This window comes from Lysinibacillus sp. NPDC056220 (genome assembly GCF_049315265.1).
Lineage (GTDB): Bacteria > Bacillota > Bacilli > Bacillales_A > Planococcaceae > Lysinibacillus > Lysinibacillus pinottii.
In genome coordinates this window covers 471872-494534 of record NZ_JBMOXD010000001.1, presented here as the reverse complement: position 1 = coordinate 494534, position 22663 = coordinate 471872, and the positions used below count along the sequence as shown (strand labels likewise).

The 22663-nt window shown below is 38.7% G+C and carries 18 protein-coding genes; all 18 read left to right on the top strand.

Annotated elements, in window-relative coordinates:
- Nucleotides 1-5: 5 nt before the first annotated feature.
- A complete protein-coding gene (locus tag ACOZBY_RS02425) occupies nucleotides 6-1655 on the top strand; it encodes a DAK2 domain-containing protein (protein ID WP_012293222.1) in 1650 nt (549 codons plus the stop codon).
- A 352-nt stretch (nucleotides 1656-2007) separates the two neighbouring features.
- Complete coding sequence (gene sdaAB, locus ACOZBY_RS02420) at nucleotides 2008-2670, top strand: L-serine ammonia-lyase, iron-sulfur-dependent subunit beta (protein ID WP_031418969.1); 663 nt, start codon at nucleotides 2008-2010, stop codon at nucleotides 2668-2670.
- 14 nt (nucleotides 2671-2684) lie between these two features.
- Nucleotides 2685-3593, top strand: a complete 909-nt coding sequence (sdaAA, locus tag ACOZBY_RS02415; RefSeq protein WP_012293225.1) for an L-serine ammonia-lyase, iron-sulfur-dependent, subunit alpha — start codon at nucleotides 2685-2687, stop codon at nucleotides 3591-3593.
- A 162-nt stretch (nucleotides 3594-3755) separates the two neighbouring features.
- Nucleotides 3756-4616, top strand: coding sequence for a LysR family transcriptional regulator (locus tag ACOZBY_RS02410; protein ID WP_012293226.1), 861 nt, complete (start codon nucleotides 3756-3758; stop codon nucleotides 4614-4616).
- 285 nt (nucleotides 4617-4901) lie between these two features.
- Nucleotides 4902-6305 carry a YfcC family protein gene (locus tag ACOZBY_RS02405; RefSeq protein WP_422761406.1) on the top strand — a complete coding sequence of 468 codons (1404 nt, stop codon included), beginning with the start codon at nucleotides 4902-4904 and terminating at the stop codon, nucleotides 6303-6305.
- 12 nt (nucleotides 6306-6317) lie between these two features.
- Nucleotides 6318-7469, top strand: coding sequence for a M20 metallopeptidase family protein (locus tag ACOZBY_RS02400; protein ID WP_422761404.1), 1152 nt, complete (start codon nucleotides 6318-6320; stop codon nucleotides 7467-7469).
- Nucleotides 7470-7502: 33 nt separating this feature from the next.
- Nucleotides 7503-8606, top strand: a complete 1104-nt coding sequence (locus ACOZBY_RS02395) for a mandelate racemase/muconate lactonizing enzyme family protein (RefSeq protein WP_422761402.1) — start codon at nucleotides 7503-7505, stop codon at nucleotides 8604-8606.
- Nucleotides 8607-8738: 132 nt separating this feature from the next.
- Nucleotides 8739-10784 carry an ATP-dependent DNA helicase RecG gene (gene recG, locus ACOZBY_RS02390; protein ID WP_031418973.1) on the top strand — a complete coding sequence of 682 codons (2046 nt, stop codon included), beginning with the start codon at nucleotides 8739-8741 and terminating at the stop codon, nucleotides 10782-10784.
- Between the two features lie 129 nt (nucleotides 10785-10913).
- Nucleotides 10914-11486, top strand: coding sequence for a transcription factor FapR (gene fapR / locus ACOZBY_RS02385; protein ID WP_031418974.1), 573 nt, complete (start codon nucleotides 10914-10916; stop codon nucleotides 11484-11486).
- A gap of 2 nt (nucleotides 11487-11488) precedes the next feature.
- A complete protein-coding gene (gene plsX / locus ACOZBY_RS02380) occupies nucleotides 11489-12481 on the top strand; it encodes a phosphate acyltransferase PlsX (protein WP_031418975.1) in 993 nt (330 codons plus the stop codon).
- 17 nt (nucleotides 12482-12498) lie between these two features.
- The gene (gene fabD / locus ACOZBY_RS02375) at nucleotides 12499-13452 is read left to right on the top strand and encodes an ACP S-malonyltransferase (RefSeq protein ID WP_031418976.1); all 954 of its coding nucleotides are present in this window, start codon (nucleotides 12499-12501) and stop codon (nucleotides 13450-13452) included.
- Entirely contained in the window at nucleotides 13445-14191 is a 747-nt protein-coding gene (fabG, locus tag ACOZBY_RS02370; protein ID WP_012293236.1) for a 3-oxoacyl-[acyl-carrier-protein] reductase, read from the top strand. Before fabD ends, fabG begins: the two co-directional genes overlap by 8 nt.
- Nucleotides 14192-14249: 58 nt before the next feature.
- Complete coding sequence (acpP, locus tag ACOZBY_RS02365; protein WP_008181678.1) at nucleotides 14250-14486, top strand: acyl carrier protein; 237 nt, start codon at nucleotides 14250-14252, stop codon at nucleotides 14484-14486.
- A 396-nt stretch (nucleotides 14487-14882) separates the two neighbouring features.
- Nucleotides 14883-15647, top strand: coding sequence for a ribonuclease III (gene rnc / locus ACOZBY_RS02360; RefSeq protein ID WP_012293239.1), 765 nt, complete (start codon nucleotides 14883-14885; stop codon nucleotides 15645-15647).
- A 3-nt stretch (nucleotides 15648-15650) separates the two neighbouring features.
- Entirely contained in the window at nucleotides 15651-19226 is a 3576-nt protein-coding gene (smc, locus tag ACOZBY_RS02355; RefSeq protein WP_031418977.1) for a chromosome segregation protein SMC, read from the top strand.
- Between the two features lie 2 nt (nucleotides 19227-19228).
- Complete coding sequence (ftsY, locus tag ACOZBY_RS02350; RefSeq protein ID WP_325881178.1) at nucleotides 19229-20539, top strand: signal recognition particle-docking protein FtsY; 1311 nt, start codon at nucleotides 19229-19231, stop codon at nucleotides 20537-20539.
- Between the two features lie 326 nt (nucleotides 20540-20865).
- Complete coding sequence (locus ACOZBY_RS02345) at nucleotides 20866-21201, top strand: putative DNA-binding protein (RefSeq protein ID WP_012293242.1); 336 nt, start codon at nucleotides 20866-20868, stop codon at nucleotides 21199-21201.
- A 12-nt stretch (nucleotides 21202-21213) separates the two neighbouring features.
- Nucleotides 21214-22572, top strand: a complete 1359-nt coding sequence (gene ffh / locus ACOZBY_RS02340; RefSeq protein ID WP_031418979.1) for a signal recognition particle protein — start codon at nucleotides 21214-21216, stop codon at nucleotides 22570-22572.
- Nucleotides 22573-22663: the final 91 nt, after the last annotated feature.

The window sequence follows — 22663 nt, the reverse complement described above, 5'->3', positions numbered from 1 at the left end:
ATCGAATGCAGTCTTTAGACGGTATAAAGTTTGCAGAAATGGTACAAATGGGTGCGCATCACCTATACCAAAATGCAAATTATGTAGATTCATTAAATGTTTTCCCAGTACCAGATGGTGACACAGGGACAAATATGAACTTATCGATGACATCTGGAGCAAAGGAAACGGAGCTTTCTGCTTCAGAGCATATCGGTAAAACGGCACAGGCCTTATCAAAAGGTTTATTAATGGGAGCCCGTGGAAATTCTGGTGTAATCCTATCACAATTATTCCGTGGATTTGGAAAATTCATTGAAAAAGAAGCGACAATTGATGCGAAAGGTTTTGCTAGTGCCTTCCAAGCTGGTGTAGATACAGCATATAAAGCCGTTATGAAACCTGTCGAAGGAACAATACTGACAGTTGCTCGAGAAGCGGCAAAAAAAGGTGTGGAAGTGGCAGAAACTGAAACCGATATCATTGCAGTTATGGAAGCTTTTACTGCAGAGGCAAAGGCATCATTAGATCGTACACCTGATTTATTACCTGTTTTAAAAGAGGTAGGGGTTGTCGATAGTGGTGGCCAAGGCTTATTGTTTGTCTATGAAGGATTTTTAGCTTCTTTAAAAGGTGAGCCTCTCCCAGAGAAAAATAATGCGACATTAGATGACCTAATCAATGCAGAGCATCATAGAGCTCAAGACTTTATGAACACTGAAGATATTGAATTTGGCTATTGTACAGAAATAATGGTGCGCTTAGAAGATGGGAAAGAGCCATTTAATGAGGAGCAATTCCGTCAAGAATTAAGTCCTTTAGGAGATTCGTTACTTGTTATTTCTGATGAAGAAATTGCCAAGGTTCATATCCATTCTGAGCAGCCAGGTTCTGTTTTATCAATTGGACAAAAATATGGTAGTCTGATGAAGATAAAAGTCGATAATATGCGTGAGCAACACTCAGCTATCGTTGGTGAAGAGCATAAGGCACCTATGACAACGAAAAAAATAGAGAAACATCCATATGCTATTGTAACAATTGCGATGGGCGAGGGTGTTGCAGGATTATTGCGTTCTATTGGTGCGTCTTATGTCATTGAAGGCGGGCAAACGATGAACCCCTCAACAGAAGATATCGTGAAAGCGGTACAAGAAATTGGTGCAGAAAAAGTTTTAATCCTCCCAAATAATAAAAATATTGTGATGGCTGCAGAGCAAGCTGTAGAGCTGTTAGAAATTGAAGCAGCAGTTGTCCCAACGAAGACAATTCCTCAAGGTATGGCTGCGATTTTAGCATTTAATCCAGAAGCAGCCGTTGACCTAAACAAGAAGTCGATGACTGAAGCATTTGCAAATGTAAAGACTGGTCAAGTAACTTATGCTGTGCGTGATACATCTATTGATGGTGTTGAAATCCATAAAGATGATTTTATGGCGTTAGCAGAAGGGAAAATTGTCCTTTCTACACCAGCTTTAAAAGATGCAGCTGAAAAAGTAATCATCGATTTAGTTGATGAGGATGCAGAAATTGTCACAGTTATTTATGGAGAGGATACAACTGAACAAGATGCTACAGAGCTAGTAGCATTCATTGAGAAGAACTATCCAGACGTAGAAGTTGAATTATTTGATGGAAAACAAGGGTTATATCCATATATTATTTCAGTAGAATAATTACATGCTACTTTGCTATCCCGTAAAGAAAGCAGTGCACAAAATGTGTACTGCTTTTGTTTATGCTACAAAGAAAGTGATGTCTCTGTTTAGTCGGAAACATACGTACTATTCATAGTTGAATGTACGTATCTAGAAGATATAAAAATTGGAAATATTGGAATATCAACGGTTTTTGTTGTATGTGCACAGGGTATGGACAAAGTATAACATATCTAGTTTGGCCACAAATTATAGTAGTGGTAATTTTCTGAAAGCTGACAAATTAAATACTTTACTTTTGTAGTAACTATCAAGCATGATATAAGTAAATATAAATATTATTATAGGAATAGAATAGAGGGGTGTTTGTATGAAATTTACTTCGGTTTTTGATATTATTGGACCAGTGATGATTGGGCCTTCCTCCTCTCATACGGCAGGTGCGGCTCGTATCGGACGAGTTGCAAGGGATTTATTTGGTAGACAACCTAAATGGGCGAAAATTCATTTATATGGTTCGTTCGCAGAAACGTATAGAGGGCATGGGACAGATGTTGCCATCGTTGGGGGCTTATTGAACTACGACACATTTGATGATCGTATTAAAACGGCATTTGAAGATGCAGAAAAAGCAGGATTGGAATATGAATTTATTCCAGAAACAGCTAATACTGAGCATCCAAATACGGCACGTCTAGTTATTGGAGACGATGAAGGTGAAATGTCTGTTGTCGGGATTTCTATTGGCGGCGGTAAAATAGAAGTAAGTGAAGTAAATGGCTTTAAATTACGTTTAACAGGTGGCATGCCGGCGATTCTTGTTGTACATGACGATCGTGCTGGCTGCATAGCAAACGTAGCCAATTGCTTAGCGATGCACGAGGTTAATATTGGACATATGGAAGTATCACGTATAGAACGTGGTTTAACAGCTTTAATGGTTATTGAAGTCGATCAAAATATTGAGGAAAAAGTACTACAGCAGATTTCGTTAATTCCATATATTACAAAAGTATCTAAAATTAATAATTAAGGGGGTGTCCCAGAATGGACGTTTTATTTCATAATGTTCGGGAGCTTGTGGAACGAGCAGAACAGGAAGATAAATTAATATCAGAAATTATGATTGAGCAGGAAATATTGATAACTGGCAGAACAAGAGAAGAAATTATTCAACAAATGGATCGAAACCTAACCGTGATGGAAGAAGCGGTTGAACGTGGATTAAAGGGTGTACAATCCGTTACAGGTTTAACTGGTGGGGACGCCGTGTTACTTCAAAATTACATTGCACAAGGAAAATCACTTTCGGGGGATTTATTATTAGATGCAGTAAGTAAAGCAGTTGCAACCAATGAAGTCAATGCAGCAATGGGAACAATTTGTGCAACGCCAACAGCAGGTTCCGCAGGGGTTGTACCAGGTACTCTTTTTGCGGTGAAAAATAAACTGAATCCAACTCGTGAGCAAATGATTCGTTATTTATTTACATCTGGTGCATTTGGCTTTGTTGTGGCTAATAATGCTTCCATCTCAGGTGCTGAAGGTGGCTGCCAAGCAGAGGTTGGTTCAGCGGCAGGTATGGCAGCGGCAGCTATTGTTGAGATGGCTGGAGGAACACCACAACAATGTTCAGAAGCATTTGCGATTACGTTAAAAAATATGCTGGGCCTTGTTTGTGATCCTGTAGCAGGTTTAGTGGAAGTACCTTGTGTTAAACGTAATGCAATGGGCGCTGCCAATTCTCTTGTAGCAGCAGATATGGCGCTAGCAGGTGTCACAAGCCGAATTCCATGTGATGAAGTAATTGGAGCGATGTATCGCATTGGACAATCTATGAGTCCAAACCTGAAAGAGACAGCACGCGGTGGTTTAGCGGCAACTCCAACAGGTAAGGCTATTAGTAAAGCCATTCTCGAAAATGGTGGATTACAAAGTATTAAAGCTATCCAATAAAAACATGAAAAACATGCTATCCCAACAGGTAGCATGTTTTTATGTTGGTTGATAACGTAATGGAAAGAAAAACCCTCTTACGTACATAGTCGATTTAAGTATAATTAAATTTTAATAAGGGAAATGTATGTATCTTAATTTATAGCAGGGACGTGAATAGAGATGGATTTACGTAATTTGAAAACGTTTCATGTTGTTTCAACTTACCTCAACTTTACAAAAGCGGCTCAAATTTTAAATTATAGCCAGCCTACAATTAGCCAACAAATTAAAGCGTTAGAGGAAGAATTAGGACATATCTTAATTAATCGAATAGGCAAGAAAATGTTTCTTTCTCAAGTAGGAAAAATAGTAAAGGAACATACAAATCAATTATTTGGGATTATAGAGGAAATGGAACAGGATTTAAAGAATTTCGAAAAGCCATTTGGCCATTTGACAATTGCTGCGCCAGAATTTTATTGTGGCTATTATTTATCCCATATTATCGGCTCGTATTTAAAACAATATCCCCAGGTAAACCTAAAACTTCTTTGTGCCAATAGTAAAGAAACTGCGAAACTTGTGAGTTCAAATCAAGCAGATATAGGTTTTGTAGCTGGATACCCGAGTTACGCTGGCGTAGAGGGGATTTTATTGGAGGAAGAGGATTTGGTATTAGTTGGAAATCCTTTTATTATAAAGGATCATACTGTTCAGGAAATATTCGATGATTATCCCTTTATAACCTATGGTATGGATGACTGTATTGTCAGTTGCCTTCAAGAAATTCAGTGTAAGCCCCAAACGATAGTGGAATTTGGAAGCGAGGAAGCGATAAAGAGAGCAGTAATGGAACAAGTGGGTCTAGCCTTGCTGAGTGATCTCATTATACAAAAAGAGGTAAGTAAAGGGAGTCTTCAAGTTCTTTACCGATTCCCTAAAAAGTTACCTACTTATTTAATCTATCCTCAAAATGCTAAAACATTTAGTAATGTAAGTACTTTTATTGATTTAGTTAAAGATACATGGAAAACAATTTAAATGATTTGTATATGAAAAGAATGTTGCAACCTGGTGAAATCGCAGGAATGTAACATTTTTTTATTTGTAATTTTTTTGATGTATCCCGATGAATTTATATGTAAATTTATCAATAGTAACTATTCGAAATAGTAATTTTTTATTTATTTTTTTATCTATTACAATGAATAAGACGGAAATTTCAAAAAAAGGGGATGGCTTTTTATGTTGGAGAGATACGATATGCATTGATAGTGGTAATAAAAATTTGTTTTTAATCAATGATTCAACGAAGGAGGATGGTGGATGAGTAAATTTATAGCTAATAAAGAAATTGAGCAACAAAAAGGAATTAATGTTTATGTGTTAATCTTTTGCCTTATTGTTGTAGCATCTATTTTAACGTATTTTATCCCAGCAGGTTCATTTCAACGGGAAGAAGTTAATGGACGTCAAGTGATTCAACCGGGAACATTTAGTTTTACAGAGATGAACCCCATCGGATTTTTAGATATTTTTAGCAGCGTACATTCTGGCATGATGCAAGGAGCAAGTATTATTTTCTTCGTACTGATTGTAGGAGGTACCTTTGGAATACTTTCAGCCACAGGCGCATTGGAATCCTTTATCGCCATGCTATCTGTAAAAATGGCTAAACGTGAAATGTTAATAATACCAGTATTGATGTTGTTTTTCGCCTGTGCTGGGTCATTAATGGGGATGTCTGATGAAACGATTGTGTACGTAGGAATTCTTGCACCGCTGGCTGTTGCCTTAGGTTTTGATGCAATTACGGGTTTTGCTATTGTTATTTTAGGTGCATCTGTCGGATTTTCGGCAGCTGTTATGAATCCGTTTACAGTAGGAATAGCACAAGAAATTGCGGGCTTGCCTTTATTTTCAGGGATTGCTTTTCGAATTGTCATATTTATTGTCTTATATACAGTAGCAACAATATATGTTTATCGATATGCAAAGAAAGTGAAAAATAATCCTGAAATGGGATTTTACGGAAATTTCAGAAATGATGAGAGTGGTTTTGTGCAGGGGAATTCAAAAATGGAAATAAGACATAAGCTTGTTATGGCTACATTTCTTTTGAATTTTATCGTATTGATGTATGGGGTTGTAAAACTAGGTTGGTACATTACTGAAATAGCCGGTTTATTTTTATTGTTTGGTATTTTAATGGGGCTTATTGGCAAACTATCACCTTCACATATTGCTAATTCATTTATGAAGGGTGCAGGAGACTTAGTGGGTGGCGCTCTTATCATTGGGTTAGCTCAGTCTATTTTAGTGATTTTCAATAACTCAGGGTTAATTGATACAATCCTATTTTACACGTCTGCATTGCTTGATTCAGTTCCACCTGCACTAAATGCAGTAGGGATGTTTATCTTCCAGTTATTTTTAAATTTTTTAGTACCATCCGGTAGTGGACAGGCTGCCTTAACAATGCCGATTATGGCGCCTTTATCAGATATGATTGGCGTTACAAGACAAACAGCAGTACTTGCCTATCAATTTGGAGATGGTATGTCGAATATTATATTCCCAACTGTAGGTTTTTTAATGGCGGGATTATCAATAGCGGGTATTCCTTGGGGGAAATGGATAAAATGGATTTTTCCGTTTATGCTTATTCAAATAACAGTAGCTGTTATATCTCTTATTATAGCACAAGTCATACAATACGGACCTTTCTAAAGGAGTTTAACAATGGAAATAATGAATATAAAAAAATTAGCAGAAAAAGCAATAGAGGATCGCCGTCATCTGCACCAATACCCAGAGCTTTCGGGTCAGGAATACGAAACAAGTGAGTTTATTCGCCAAAGACTAGAGGAATTAGATATAGAAATTCTAGATTACGAACCTCCAGGTGTAGTGGCATTTATAAAAGGGACAAATGGATCAAAAACTATTGCATTACGTGCTGATATAGATGCATTACCTATAGTAGAAGAGGGGGATAAACCATATATCTCCAACAAGCAGGGTGTTGCTCATATGTGTGGCCATGATGGTCATACTGCAATTTTATTAGCAGTTGCTGCATGGATAAGCTTGAATAGAGAAAAAATCGAACCGAATATTAAGCTTATATTTCAATCAGCAGAGGAAATCACCCCAAGTGGTGCTGATTTATTAATTCAAAAAGGTGTGTTGGAAGATGTAGAGGCTATTTTTGGCATTCACTTATGGCAAGGTTTAGAGAAAGGGAAGATGGGACTAACACATGGACCAATGATGGCTTCTATTGATGATTTTGAAATTATAATTCAAGGATATGGTGGTCATGGATCAATGCCACATGAAACAATTGATCCTATTTATATAGCGAGCCATTTAATGCAGGCTTTTCAAAGTATCATAAGTAGAAATGTTAATCCTATTGATGCGGGTGTCATTACAGTAGGTAATATTCAAGCTGGAACCACTTATAATATTATTCCTGATACGGCAAAATTAACCGGAACAATCAGAGCTTTGACACCGAACACTGTAAAAATTATAAAAACGAAAATGGTAAGTTTAACAGAAGGAATTTGTCGAGCATTTGGAGCAGAGGGAAAAATCAATTTTATTTTAGGAACACCTCCGCTCGTCAATGATTCGACACAATCGCGATTTATTGAATCGATTGTACGTGAACAATTTGGAGATACCGCATTTAAGGTAGTCGAACCAGTCATGGGTGGAGAAGACTTTTCTTATTATTTACAACATAAGCCTGGAGCATTTGTTTTTTTAGGTATGGGGGGGGAAAAAAGCCAATATCCACATCATCATCCACGATTTGATTTAGATGAAGATGTTTTTCCTAATGCGATTCAATTATTTATAAATATTATCTTGCAACATAAATAATCAAACTATTTATACGAAAAGGAGTTTTACATCGTGATAAAAAAGGTTGAAGTGTTTGCAGCACGTTTACAATTAAAGGAACCATTCGTTATTTCGTATGTTCATTTAGATGATATGCCTACTATTCTTACTAGAATCGAGACGGATAAGGGGGTAGTTGGCTGGGGCGAAGCTGTGCCTGATCAAAATGTGACTGGTGAAACTTGGGAGAGTACGTATCACGTTATTAAACATGAATTAGCACCACTATTGATTAATGAAGACCCATTTGCAGTAGAGCGTATTCATAAAAAGTTTAATGAAAAAATCGATGGAGTTCCTTCAGCAAAAGCAGCATTGGACATTGCGCTCTATGATTTGATGGGGAAAATAACTGGACAACCAGTTTATCAATTAATTGGTGGAAAAGCACATAAGGAATTACAGGTGCCAAGAGTGATTAGTATTAAGAGTCCTGAGGAAATGGCTAAAGATGCAAGTGAATTTGTAGCATCGGGTTTCCGTAATATTAAAATTAAGGTTGGTACAAATGCTGAATTAGATATTGCTCGTATTCGTGCGGTAAGAGGAGCAATAGGTGATGAGGTGCAACTCCGGGTAGATGCCAATCAAGGTTGGAATAGGATGGAGACACTAAAAGTAATAAGGGAAACAACAGCTTGTCATGTAGACTGGTTCGAGCAACCTGTAAAAGCACATGATTTAAGAGCATTAAAAGAAATTAGAGCCCTTTCACCTTATAGTATTATGGTGGATGAAGGTGTTCATAATATTTATGATTTAGTCGATGTCATAGAAATGCGCGCTGCGGATATGCTAAATATAAAATTGATGAAATCAGGTGGAATCTATCCAGCTCTAGCTCTTGCAAGTCTGGCAGAGGCTGCAGAGATGCCTTGTCAAGTAGGCTCTATGGTAGAATCAGCAATCGCAACAATGGCTGGGGCACACCTAGCGATCAGTAAGTCGATTATCCATACCAACGAGATGGTTGGGCCTTTAATGTTTGTAAAAGATGTGGCAAATGTTACATACGATAAAGACATCCTGCAGTTAAGCCATAAAGCTGGATTGGGAATAGAAGTTGATGAGCAATATGTGAAAGAAATTACATGTTTCTCCTGTGAAATTAAATAATTAAAATCTAACCCTATCAATCAATGGTAGGGTTTTTGTTTATATGTAGGGTTAGGGAAATAATTTATGGTACATTAAGATAGAGAGGCTATAACACTACATAAACAAGCAATGAAGGGAGTGTGGGATAAGATGACTGAATTATATGGACCCGTCAATGAATTAAAAGGCGTCGGGAAAGAAACAGCAGCACATCTTGAATCACTAGGAATCAATACAATAGCTGATTTATTATGGACGTTCCCACATCGACATGAAGATTTTCGTTTAAAGGATTTAGCGCAAACACCACATAACGAACGGGTTACAGTTGAGTGTAAGGTGGAGCGGGAACCTACCATTTTATTTTTAGGCCGCAATAAATCAAGACTCCAAGTAACCGTTTTAGCTGGAAGACATTTAGTGAAAGTCGTATTTTTCAATCAGGGCTATTTAAAGCAAAAGCTTGTACCTGGTTCCATTATTACAGTGACTGGGAAATGGGATCGTGGTAGACAGGTCATCAATGGCACATCGGTCTCATTTGGACCTAAAACGGATCAAGTAGACTTTGAACCTGTATACAGTCTGAAAGGATTAATTCAACAAAAAAGATTTCGAAAATATATGCGACAAGTATTGGACGAATATGGCGCTAATTTGCCTGATGCTATTCCACAACATTTTCAGGATTCCTATAAGCTTTTGCCTATACAAGAAGGCTTGGAGGGGATTCATTTTCCGCAAGATGCGCAACATGCCAAACAAGCAAGAAGACGTTTTGCCTATGAAGAGCTATTAAATTTCCAGCTACGTATGCAAGCATTACGTAAGGTACGTAAGGAAAATGAACAAGGAACTGTGATTCAATATGATGTGCATTTGCTCCGTGAATTTATCGCTGCGTTACCGTATGAATTGACCAATGCTCAAAAACGCGTTGTCAATGAAATTTGTAAAGATTTGAAGGAACCACATCGAATGAATCGTTTATTACAAGGTGATGTAGGTTCAGGGAAAACGGTGGTAGCAGCTATCGGTCTATATGCTGCAGTATCAGCGGGTTATCAAGGGGCATTAATGGCACCAACGGAAATTTTAGCAGAGCAACACTTGGAGAACTTGCAAGAATGGTTCCAACCATTTGGCGTACGTGTAGCTTTGTTATCTGGGTCAACCAAAATGAAGGAGCGACGTGTAATACTAGCAGATTTGGCGAATGGAGAGCTTGATATTGTGATTGGTACACATGCCTTAATCCAGCCAGATGTTATTTTTAAAAAGCTTGGTTTTGTTATTACCGATGAACAACATCGCTTTGGTGTTGAACAACGACGTATACTGAGAGATAAAGGGGAAAACCCAGATGTGCTCTTTATGACAGCGACTCCTATTCCAAGAACACTTGCCATTACAGCATTTGGAGAAATGGATGTGTCGATGATTGATGAAATGCCGGCAGGGCGTAAACAAATTGAAACACATTGGATGAAAAAAGAGCAATTCGGATCGGTCATGTCAAAACTAGAAGGAGAGCTAGCCGCTGGAAGACAGGCCTATGCCATTTGTCCTCTCATTGAGGAATCCGATAAGCTTGATGTTCAAAATGCAGTTGAAATTTATGAACAGCTAGCGACTTATTTTAATGGCCGCTATCAAGTGGGATTAATGCATGGACGTTTATCAGCAGATGAAAAGGATGCTGTCATGCGTGCTTTTAGTGATGGTTCCATACAGGTTTTAGTTTCAACGACAGTCGTTGAGGTAGGGGTGAATGTACCGAATGCGACATTTATGATTGTCTATGACGCTGAACGATTTGGTTTAGCGCAATTGCATCAGTTACGTGGACGTGTTGGACGAGGTGAGCATCAATCCTATTGTATTTTACTTGCTGATCCTAAATCTGACGAAGGAAAAGAGCGAATGCAGTCTATGACAGAAACAAATGATGGTTTCCGCTTAGCTGAAAAAGATTTAGAGTTGCGAGGGCCAGGGGATTTTTTTGGACGCAAGCAAAGTGGTTTACCAGATTTCAAAGTAGCTGATTTAGTCCATGATTATCGGATTCTTGAAACCGCTCGCAAAGATGCAACTATGATGCTGGAAACCGATGCCTTTTGGCATGATGACGACTATCAGTACTTACGCAAAATGTTAGAAGATTCTGGCGTTATGCAAGGGGAGCGCTTCGATTAATATAGTAATATGATTCACGCTAGAATGCAGGCACTTGATTTTAAAACAAGTCTTGCATTCTTTTTTTAACCTCTATATACTGATATTAGTACCAAGTGCTAATAACAACTCAAAAGGTGGCGAATGATGTTGAGACGAACAAAAAAAGAACGACAGCGACTACTAACTGAAACGATAGCTGAAAATCCATTCGTCACAGATGAACAGCTAGCAACACAGTTTCAGGTAAGTGTTCAAACAATTCGCTTAGACCGTATGGAATTATCCATACCAGAATTACGAGAGCGTATTAAAGATGTCGCTTCAAAAAACTATGAAAATGAAGTGAAATCTCTACCGATTGATGAGGTCATCGGAGAAATTGTTGATATTGAATTAGATAATCGAGCACTTTCGATTTTTGATGTGAAAGAAGAGCATGTTTTCCAGCGCAACGGCATCGCACGTGGACATCATTTGTTCGCACAAGCAAACTCTTTAGCGGTTGCCGTTATTAACGATGAACTAGCATTGACAGTACATTCTACTATTACGTTTGTGAAACCTGTTCGTGCTGGAAATCGTGTTATTACAAAAGCGATTGTTATCGGACGAGATGATAAAAATCATCGGACAAAAGTTGAGGTAACATCTACTGTTAATGGCGAAACCGTTTTTGTTGGTGAATTTGATATGTACCGTACGAAAGGTAAAGGTGAGTAATAATGAAATTAGCGCTAGATGGAATGGGTGGAGACAATGCACCAAAATCAGTAATTGAAGGTGCACTCTTGGCATTAGAGCAAATTCCAAATTTAGAAATTCAATTATATGGACAGCAAGAGAAGCTTGAGCCATTTTTAAAGCAGCATGATCGATTAACGATCGTACATTGTGAGGAAGTAGTTGAAGGAACCGACGATCCAGCACGTGCTGTTCGTAGAAAAAAAGATTCTTCCATGGCGCGCATGATGGATGCAGTGGATGAGGGTAGAGCAGATGCTTGTCTCTCAGCAGGAAATACAGGTGCTTTAATGGCAGGTGGTTTATTTAAAGTAGGTCGTATTGAAGGAATTGCCCGACCAGCTTTAGCGACGACATTACCAACACTTGATGGTAAGGGCTTTTTAATGCTTGATTTAGGTGCTAACGCAGATGCCCGTCCAGAACATCTAGTACAATATGCGATTATGGGCGATATTTATGCGAAGAAAGTTGGCGGGTTACAAAAACCTCGAATCGGCTTATTAAATATCGGTACTGAAGATAAAAAAGGAAATGAATTAACGAAAGCAACCTTTGATTTATTAAAAGAAGCGAATTTGAATTTTATTGGTAATGTAGAGGCACGTGATTTACTTGAAGGAGTAGCTGATGTTGTTGTTACGGATGGCTTTACGGGGAATATGGTGTTGAAGTCAATTGAAGGTACGGCGGGCGCTTTATTTTCAATGTTAAAAGAGGCGTTTATGTCCTCAACAAAAACGAAGATTTCGGCGGTCCTTATGAAAAATAATTTACGTGACTTAAAACATAAAATGGACTATACAGAATACGGTGGTGCTGGATTGTTTGGCTTACAGGCACCTGTAATAAAGGCTCATGGATCATCTAATGCGAAAGCGATCTTTAGTGCTATCCGCCAAGCAAACACAATGGTTGAACATACTGTTATTTCGACAATTACAGAAACAGTACGCCACATAGAAATTGATTAACAAAGGGGATTTTTCAAATGACGAAAATAGCATTTATTTTTCCGGGACAAGGTTCGCAAGTAGTGGGAATGGGGCAAGAGTTTGTTGAAAATGCAGCGGAAAGTAAAGCCTTCTATGATCGTGCAGACCAAGCTCTCGATTTGGAGCTATCTAAGCTAATGTTAGAAGGTCCAGCGGAGGAATTAACTTTAACATATCATGCTCAGCCAGCGCTATTAACTACAGGTGTAATGGTAGCAGAGAAGCTACGTGCAGCCGGAATTCACCCTCATTATGCAGCAGGTCACTCCCTTGGAGAATATGGTGCATTGGTTATTGCGGGCGTCATGTCCTTTGAAGATGCCGTGAAGATTGTGCATAAACGTGGTCTCTATATGAACGAAGCTGTACCTGCTGGACAAGGTGCTATGGCAGCGATTTTAGGCATGGAATTAGAAGCATTAAATGAAGTAACTGAGCAAGTGTCTGCAACAGGTCATCCTGTGCAGGTCGCCAATGTTAATTGCCCGGGGCAAATTGTTATTTCAGGAACAAAAGAGGGTGTTGAGAAGGCATCAAGCGCTGCAAAAGATGCAGGGGCTAAGCGTGCAATACCATTAGTTGTAAGTGGTCCATTCCATTCTGAACTGATGCGACCATCGTCAGAGATGCTGAAAGCTGCGTTGGTTGATGTTACTTTAGCGGCTCCGCAAATTCCTGTTGTAGGGAACGTGATGGCTAAGGAGTTAACGGATGTTCCGGCTATTCAACAAGAGCTTGTTGAACAGGTTTATAGTGCTGTTCAATGGGAGGCATCTATGCGCGAAATGATTGCACAAGGTGTGGATGTCTTTATTGAATGTGGCCCGGGTAAAGTATTAAGTGGTCTATTGAAAAAAATCGATCGCTCTGTTGCTGCCTATTGTGTCTATGATGAGGCATCATTAGAAGCGGTTCTAGAAGCGTCAAAGGAGTGGTCAATCAATGCGTAAACTTGAGGGAAAAGTAGTTGTTGTAACAGGAGCTTCACGAGGAATAGGTCGTGCTATTGCATTAAAGCTTGCTGACGAAGGTGCGAAAGTTGTCGTGAATTATAGTGGCTCGCAAGCAAAAGCTGAAGAAGTGGTTGCTATAATTCAAGAAGGTGGTGGTGAGGCAATTGCTGTACAAGCTAGCGTCTCTCAAACAGAAGAAGTGACAGCATTAATGGATACAGCTGTGAAAACATTTGGCTCCCTTGATATTTTAGTGAATAATGCTGGTATTACAAGAGATAATTTACTTATGCGCATGAAGGAAAATGAATGGGATGATGTCTTAGATACGAATCTTAAGGGTGTTTTCCTATGTACCAAAGCGGTAACACGTCAAATGATGAAGCAACGTGCTGGTCGAATTATTAATATTTCATCGATTGTTGGCGTAGCTGGAAATGCGGGCCAAGCAAACTATGTAGCTGCTAAAGCGGGTGTTATTGGGTTAACAAAAACAACTGCGAAGGAATTAGCGTCTCGCAATATTTTAGTTAATGCTATTGCACCTGGTTTTATCGAAACTGAAATGACAGATCAGTTACCAGAAGATATTAAACAAGGGATGCTAACTCAAATTCCGCTTGCAAAACTAGGGCAACCAGAGGATATTGCAAAGGCAGTTGTTTTCCTTGCATCCGATGACGCAAACTATATGACTGGACAAACGCTTCATATAGACGGTGGTATGGTCATGTAATTTCAATTAGGCATGAGCGCTAATTTTTTGTATAATCATTTGAGGGGAGGTGAATCATTTGTCTACAGTATTAGAACGCGTAACAAAAGTAATCGTGGACCGTTTAGGTGTTGAAGAAAGCGAAGTAACACTTGAAGCTTCTTTCCGTGATGATTTAGGTGCTGACTCATTAGACGTAGTTGAGCTTGTAATGGAGCTTGAAGACGAATTCGATATGGAAATTTCTGATGAAGATGCTGAAAAAATCTCAACAGTAGGTTCTGCAATTTCATACATCGAAAGTAAAATAAACTAATTTCGTTTGTACTTTATTTAGCAGAAATTTATCACCCTTATTGGTGTAATGGTTATCGTAATTATACAAATGGTATTTATGATTGGTTGAATAAAGGAGAAATAGTTTCCTGCTTTTCTTTACAGGGAAGCAGATCTAATAGACAAGATGTATTCAAAGGGGACGAAATAGATCGGTTTTCGATCTATAGACGTCCTCTTTTTGTTTCAATTATATAGTGGATTTACATCCCGAAGATCGATTGGGACACAAATGTGCCAAGGCTTAATTGATTTTGGAAATAAATTTGCTAAAAATTTTCCAAAATATTGTGTTTATGCCGAAATACTTTTGCATAAACGCTTTGAAAAAGGTACACTAAAACGGTAGAAACTATTAGGAAGGCAGATTTGTTCAATGGCTATGAAAAGAAAAGGAACTATGCAGAAATCTGGCGTACTTCCTGAAAAAGTACGCAATCAATTCGAGCTGCTACAGCATGAATTAAATATCACATTTATTAATAAAAATTTATTGTATCAAGCATTCACGCATTCATCTTATGTGAATGAGCATCGCCGTAAGCTATTTACGGATAATGAGCGTCTTGAATTTTTAGGGGACGCAGTACTTGAACTGTCTGTTTCTAAATATCTTTTTGAGAAATACCCCAATATGAGCGAGGGTGAGTTAACAAAGTTACGAGCATCCATTGTTTGTGAACCATCTCTAGTTATTTTTGCAAATGAACTAGGCTTTGGTCGCTTTGTTTTACTTGGAAAAGGTGAAGAATTAACAGGTGGACGGGAACGCCCAGCACTACTTGCAGATGTGTTTGAGTCATTTGTAGGTGCCTTATATTTAGATCAAGATTTACAAACGGTCGTGTCATTTTTAGAACGTATCGTGTTCCCAAAAGTAGAAGTCGGTGCTTTTTCGCATGTGATGGATTTTAAAAGCCAATTGCAAGAAATGGTACAGCAAACAAATAATGGACTTCTTCATTATGAAATCATTGATGAAAAAGGTCCTGCACATAATCGTACCTTTGTATCAAGCGTCTTACTGAACGGACAAGAGCTTGGTATTGGTCGAGGAAAATCGAAAAAAGAAGCCGAGCAGCAAGCTGCACAATGTGCTATGCGTATGATGCGAGAAGAAGCTGCAAAAGAGGAGGCTTAAAAGATGTTCCTAAAACGACTAGAAGTGATTGGCTTTAAATCATTTGCGGAGCGCATTGGTATTGACTTTGTACCCGGTGTTACAGCGGTTGTCGGACCAAATGGCAGTGGAAAAAGTAATGTCACAGATGCAATACGTTGGGTACTTGGAGAGCAATCGGCAAAGTCGTTACGTGGATCAAAGATGGAAGATGTAATTTTTGCAGGGAGTGACTCTCGGAAGCCGCTCAACTTTGCAGAGGTAACACTAATATTAGATAATACCGACGAGCAACTTGCTTTTTCCTATACAGAAGTCAGCGTAACAAGACGCGTATACCGTTCAGGTGATAGTGAATATTTATTAAATAACCAGCAGTGTCGCCTGAAGGATATTACGGACTTGTTTATGGATTCAGGCCTTGGAAAAGAGGCTTTTTCTATAATTTCACAGGGGCGTGTCGATGAAATTTTAAATAGCCGACCTGATGACCGTCGTTCGATTTTTGAAGAGGCAGCTGGCGTACTAAAGTATAAAATAAGAAAGAAAAAAGCAGAGCATAAACTTGTTGAGACAGATGAAAATTTGTATCGTGTATTAGATATTCTTCATGAATTAGACAGTCGTCTAGGACCTCTCGAAATGCAAGCATCTAGTGCAAGAGACTATGTACAAATGTCTACTGAGCTAAAAGATTTTGATATTGCCATTCTTGTGCATGATTTTAAAAATTGTGCACAGTCTTTGCGTGCGCTAAAAGAAGAATACACAAACCTATCTGAGATAGAGCAAAAGCAAGCTCAAGATATTGCAGCTTTCGATAAACAGACAATTCATATTCGTAAGCTATTAAAAGAACTTGATGAATATTTGGATGTTTCACAAGCTGACCTAGTTAATGCCACAATGGAGGTAGAACGATGGGATGGACGAAAGGCGCTAATGGCTGAAAAGCGTCAAAATGCGTCCAATCAATTACAGCAACTGAATACGTCATTACAAGAAGCAAAAGCAGAAGTAGAGGCATTGCTTATTCAGGAGCAAGAGAAAAAAGCTGTATTCTCAGAAAAACAACAAGCCGTGTCGGTGCTAAAACAGAGCATTAAACAGTTAGAGCAATCATTAAATCGCTCGGTAACAGAAATTGAACAAGAAATTGAGGAGCAAAAAAATCGATATATCGATTCGTTGAATGAAGAAGCGACCATCAAAAATGAGTTAAAAAATATCGATCAGCAGTTGGCTCAACAAAAAGCTATGGCAACACGAATGTCCGACCAAACTGATGAAATTGGGCAAGAGCTTATGCAAATTATTGCTGAAAAAGAACAGCTAGTAGCAGTACATACTACAACAACAAATGATTTGCAAGAAAAGCTAGACCAATATGATGCTTTGCAAATACAGTTGAAAAATGTTAATTCAACCTTTACTGAGAAGCAAGATATGCTGTATAAAGCTTATCAGCATCAGCAGCAACTTAAAGCTAGAAAAGACACGTTAGCGGAGCTTGAAGCTGACTTTTCAGGGTTTTTCCAAGGTGTTAAAGAAGTACTACTGGCACGAGATAAAGGGGAATTACAAGGTATTGAGGGTGCCGTAGCTGAGTTAATTCAAGTTGAGGGGAAATATTCACAAGCAATAGAAACCGCTTTAGGAGCTGCCTCTCAGCACATTGTCACAACTAATGAACGCCATGCCCAACAGGCTATTCATTGGCTAAAACAAAAGCGAGCTGGACGTGCGACCTTCTTACCGAAAACAGTAATGAAATCACGCAAAATTAATCTAGCGACTATCCAATTGGCCACTGAGCACCCAGCATTTGTTCGAATGGCGGATGCGTTAGTGACTTTCAATGAAGATAATCGAACAATTGTTGAAAACCTTCTAGGGAATGTCATCGTTGCAGCAAATCTTGAAGGGGCAAGTCAAATTGCTAGATTATGTGGGTTCCGTTATCGAGTTGTTACGCTTGATGGAGATATTGTTAATGCAGGGGGCTCGTTAACGGGTGGTGCTTTGAAACAGCAATCTTCACTCTTTACAAGAAAAGCGGAATTAGATGGTTTAGTTCTAAAGCTAGAGTCTCTACAAGCTTCCATTTATGGTGCCGAACAGGCTGTTGCAGCGGAAAAGGAAAAGCTAGCAACAATTCGTGATCAAGTAGAGCTGCTGAAGCTTGAAGGGGAGCAATTACGAAAAGATGAGATGCAGCAGGCGGGTCGTTTACGTGAGTTAGAAGCTGTGGAGAAAAGCTTGTCGGCTAGAGTAACTTTTGCCTCGACTGAAACACAAGATGTAAAAACACGAGAAGAGGCATTATTGGCTCAAAAGCAAGTAGCAGAGGAACGTTTAAGCGCGCTTGCAGTAGAATTAATCGAAATCAACGAAACGGTTGAGCAATTAAGTAAGGTTAAACTACAAAGTGAGACAGAAAAAGATGTATTACGAGAGCAATTGGCAGAAAAACGCTCACAATTAGCTGTAATACAGGAACAAATGTCACAAGTTCAAATAGCTACAGCTGATTTAGCCCTACAATTAAACAAAGCTCAACAAAAAGTTGAAAATATTTCTCAGGAAATATTATGGCTTCAATCTGATGAATCGACAAATTATTTAAGTGATGAAGAGGTCGATGAACAGGTGATGACTTGGAAGGCTAGAAGAGATGAGCTACAACAGGCAATTTCTCAGAAAAAAGAAGAAAAAGTAGGGCAACAGAATGAACTTTCAACGCTAGAAGCGCAGCTGAAGGAATTACAACGAATCCATAAAGGATATCTTGAAGCGATACGTGGAAATGAGTTGAAACGAAACCGTGTTGAATTTGAGATGGACAATTTCACAGAACAGCTTGAGGAAAACTATCAGCTAACCTTCGAAGAAGCACAAGAAGAAGCACGGGCTATAGAAGATGAGGAATTTATACGCCGACGTGTTAAATTGCTTAAAAAATCAATTGAAGAGCTTGGACCTGTTAATTTAGGTGCGATTGAAGAATATGAAAGAGTACTCGAACGACATACGTTCTTAACTGAACAGCGAGAGGATTTGCTTGCGGCGCAAGAAACATTGCATGAAGCCATTAAAGAAATGGATGAAGAAATGACAATGCGCTTTAGCGAAACGTTCTTTGCAATTCGAGAACAATTTAGACTTGTGTTCCGTGAATTGTTTGGTGGGGGGCAAGCCGATTTAGTGCTTATTGACCCGCAAAATTTACTAGAAACAGGCATTGAAATCGTTGCTCAACCTCCAGGGAAAAAATTACAAAATTTAAGTTTACTTTCTGGTGGTGAACGTGCGCTAACGGCGATCGCTTTATTATTCTCCATCTTAAACATAAGACCAGTCCCATTTTGTATTCTCGATGAAGTCGAGGCTGCTTTAGATGAAGCAAATGTTGTGAGATACAGCCAATATTTGAAAAAGTTTAGTGGTGAAACACAATTCATTGTCATTACCCATCGTAAAGGAACGATGGAGGGAGCGGATGTCCTGTATGGTATAACTATGCAGGAGTCAGGTGTATCGAAACTCGTATCAGTAAAATTAGAAGACGAACCCGTACTTGCGGAGCAAAGGAGCAAATAAGGATGAGCTTTTTTAAGCGTTTAAAAGATAAATTGATGGGGAATCCAGCGGAGGAAGAAAAACTAGAGGCTCTTGAACATGATGTGGATTCTCATCAACAGGAATCAGAAGGAGACAGTGAGTCACCAATGACTGTGATTGAAGAACCTTCTGAGCAATTCGAGCAACCCTCACAAATTGAAGAGACAAAAGAATCCGAACAATCTTCACAAATTGAAGAGACAAAAGAATCCGAACAATCTTCAGACATCGAAGGTACAAAAGATTTAGAGCCTTCTCCAAGCGAGGAAGAAGAGCAGCTAGAACTACAAGTTATTGAGGAACAACCAGCTGAGGAGAAAAAACCTTCTGCTTGGTCTATTACGCAAAAATTTAAAGCCGGCCTTGAAAAAACACGTAATTCCTTTACATCGAAAGTCAACGACCTTGTTGCGCGTTATCGTAAAGTAGATGAGGATTTCTTTGAGGAATTAGAAGACCTTTTATTACAGGCCGATGTTGGTTTTGAAACGGTCATGGAACTTATGGATAAATTACGTTTCGAAGTGCAACGTAAAAATATAAAAGATACAAATGGTATACAAACTTTAATTTCTGAAAAGCTTGTAGAAATATATGAGCAAGGTGAAGAAGATTTAATTGAATTAAATATGCAGCCTGATGGTGAACTGACAGTCATTCTATTTGTTGGGGTGAATGGTGTAGGGAAAACAACGACAATTGGTAAACTTGCTCATCGTCTAAAGTCCCAAGGCAAAACAGTCGTTTTAGCTGCAGGTGATACATTCCGTGCAGGTGCTATTGATCAATTACAAGTGTGGGGAGATCGTGTAGGCTGTGAGGTGATTAAACAATCTGAGGGCTCTGATCCAGCAGCAGTTATGTATGATGCAATTCGTGCTGCTAAAAACAGAAAAGCAGATGTGTTAATTTGTGATACTGCTGGACGCTTACAAAACAAAGTGAATTTAATGAACGAGCTTGAAAAAGTACATCGTGTCATTTCCCGTGAAATCCCAAGTGCTCCGCATGAAGTATTATTAGCGTTAGATGCAACAACTGGTCAAAATGCCCTTGTTCAAGCACAAACATTTAAAGAAGCAACGAATGTGACAGGTATCGTTTTAACAAAGCTGGACGGTACAGCTAAGGGTGGTATTGTGCTTGCAATCCGTAATAAATTACACATTCCTGTGAAATTTGTAGGTCTTGGAGAGAAAATGGACGATTTACAGCCATTTGATGCAGAACGATATGTCTATGGGTTATTTGCTGATGGTTTAGATAAAGAATTACAAAACAATGAAGAATAACAGATAAATTGGCTTTGCCATTTTATCTTGATTTAGCATTCATCTCCTTCATGTATCGGAGGGGATGAATGTTTGTTTTTTTATAGGTCATTAATGTTAGATTAACCTCTCCATAAGAAATGTGACATTCATTCACTAGGGTGTAATCGTGTAGAAACGCTCGCCTATGAAAAATTGAATTGACATGTTGGAAAGTAATACTAGCTCAAGGCAAGAAATGCCCAAAAGTAAGTAAATGAGGCTTTTAGACAAGGAGATTACCTTGACACAGACGGGCGCTTTTCGATATGATACAAATGACTAAATAGCAGGAGGAGAAATATTCGATGCTACTTGAAAAAACAACACGCATGAACTTTCTCTTCGACTTTTATCAAGCATTATTAACAGATAAGCAAAGAAGTTATATGGAACTATACTATTTGGATGATCACTCACTAGGTGAAATCGCTGAATCGTATGGGGTTTCACGCCAAGCTGTCTACGATAATATTCGTCGAACAGAAGCAATGCTTGAGGAATATGAAGAAAAATTATGTTTACTTGAAAAATTTCAACAACGTACCCAAATGCTTTCACAGCTAACAATGGGGATAACAGAACAAAGTATGACAGCTGAAGAGCAGTTAGCGCTTATTGAACAGCTGAAAGAATGGGATTAGGAGGCGAAAGCGATGGCTTTTGAAGGATTAGCGGAACGACTCCAAGGAACGATCCAAAAAATTAAGGGCAAAGGGAAAGTATCAGAGCAAGACGTCAAAGAAATGATGCGTGAAGTCCGATTTGCTTTAATTGAGGCGGATGTTAACTTAAAAGTAGTCAAGGAATTTGTAAAAAAGGTTAGTGAACGTGCTGTTGGTGTAGATGTTATGCAAAGCTTAACACCAGGTCAACAAGTCATTAAAATTGTACAAGATGAATTAACCGAATTAATGGGTGGCGAGCAAAGCCCAATTAAATTTAATACGAAGCCTCCAACTGTTATTATGATGGTCGGTCTCCAAGGAGCAGGGAAAACGACAACTACAGGTAAATTGGCTAATGTTCTACGAAAAAAATATAATCGTAAACCATTGTTAGTGGCAGCCGACGTTTATCGTCCAGCAGCTGTTCAACAATTAGAAACATTAGGTAAACAGCTTTCATTACCAGTTTTTTCGTTAGGCACTGATATTTCTCCTGTAGAGATTGCGCGTCAGGCAATTGAAAAGGCGAAAGAAGACCATCACGATGTCGTAATTATCGATACGGCCGGCCGTTTGCACATCGATGAGGATTTGATGCAAGAATTAAAAGATATACGCGCATTAAAAGAGCCAGATGAGGTCTTTCTTGTTGTTGATGCAATGACAGGTCAAGATGCCGTGAACGTAGCAGAAAGCTTTAACGAGGCTATTGGTATTACAGGAGTTGTGTTAACGAAACTTGATGGTGATACTCGTGGTGGTGCGGCATTATCTATACGTTCTGTAACGCAGAAACCGATTAAGTTTGTCGGTATGGGCGAAAAAATGGATGCGCTAGAACCTTTCCATCCTGAACGTATGGCGTCTCGTATTTTAGGTATGGGAGATGTTCTATCGCTGATCGAAAAGGCCCAAGCAAATGTAGATGAGGCAAAAGCCAAAGAGTTAGAAGAAAAATTCAAGACTCAATCCTTTACATTTGATGATTTCGTGGAGCAACTACAGCAAGTTAAAAAAATGGGACCTCTAGATGAAATTTTAAAGATGCTCCCTGGTGCAAACAAAATCAAAGGCTTAGATAATGTCAAAGTTGATGATAAGCAAATGGGGCGTGTAGAGGCGATTATTTACTCCATGACGCCTGCTGAAAAGACGAATCCTGAATTGATTAATGGCAGCCGTAAAAAGCGCATTGCTAAAGGTTCAGGGACCTCTATTCAAGAGGTGAATCGTCTGATTAAGCAATTTGATGAAATGAAAAAAATGATGAAGCAAATGACTGGAATGGCAAGTGGTAAGGGCAAGAAAAAAATGAAATTACCAGGCTTTGATTCATTGTTTAAATAATAATTTTTAGGTGTTAAGAAAAAACACTTTACAAACAACCTAAACATTGATAATATACTATCTTGTGTGAAACTTATTCGGAGGTGCTATT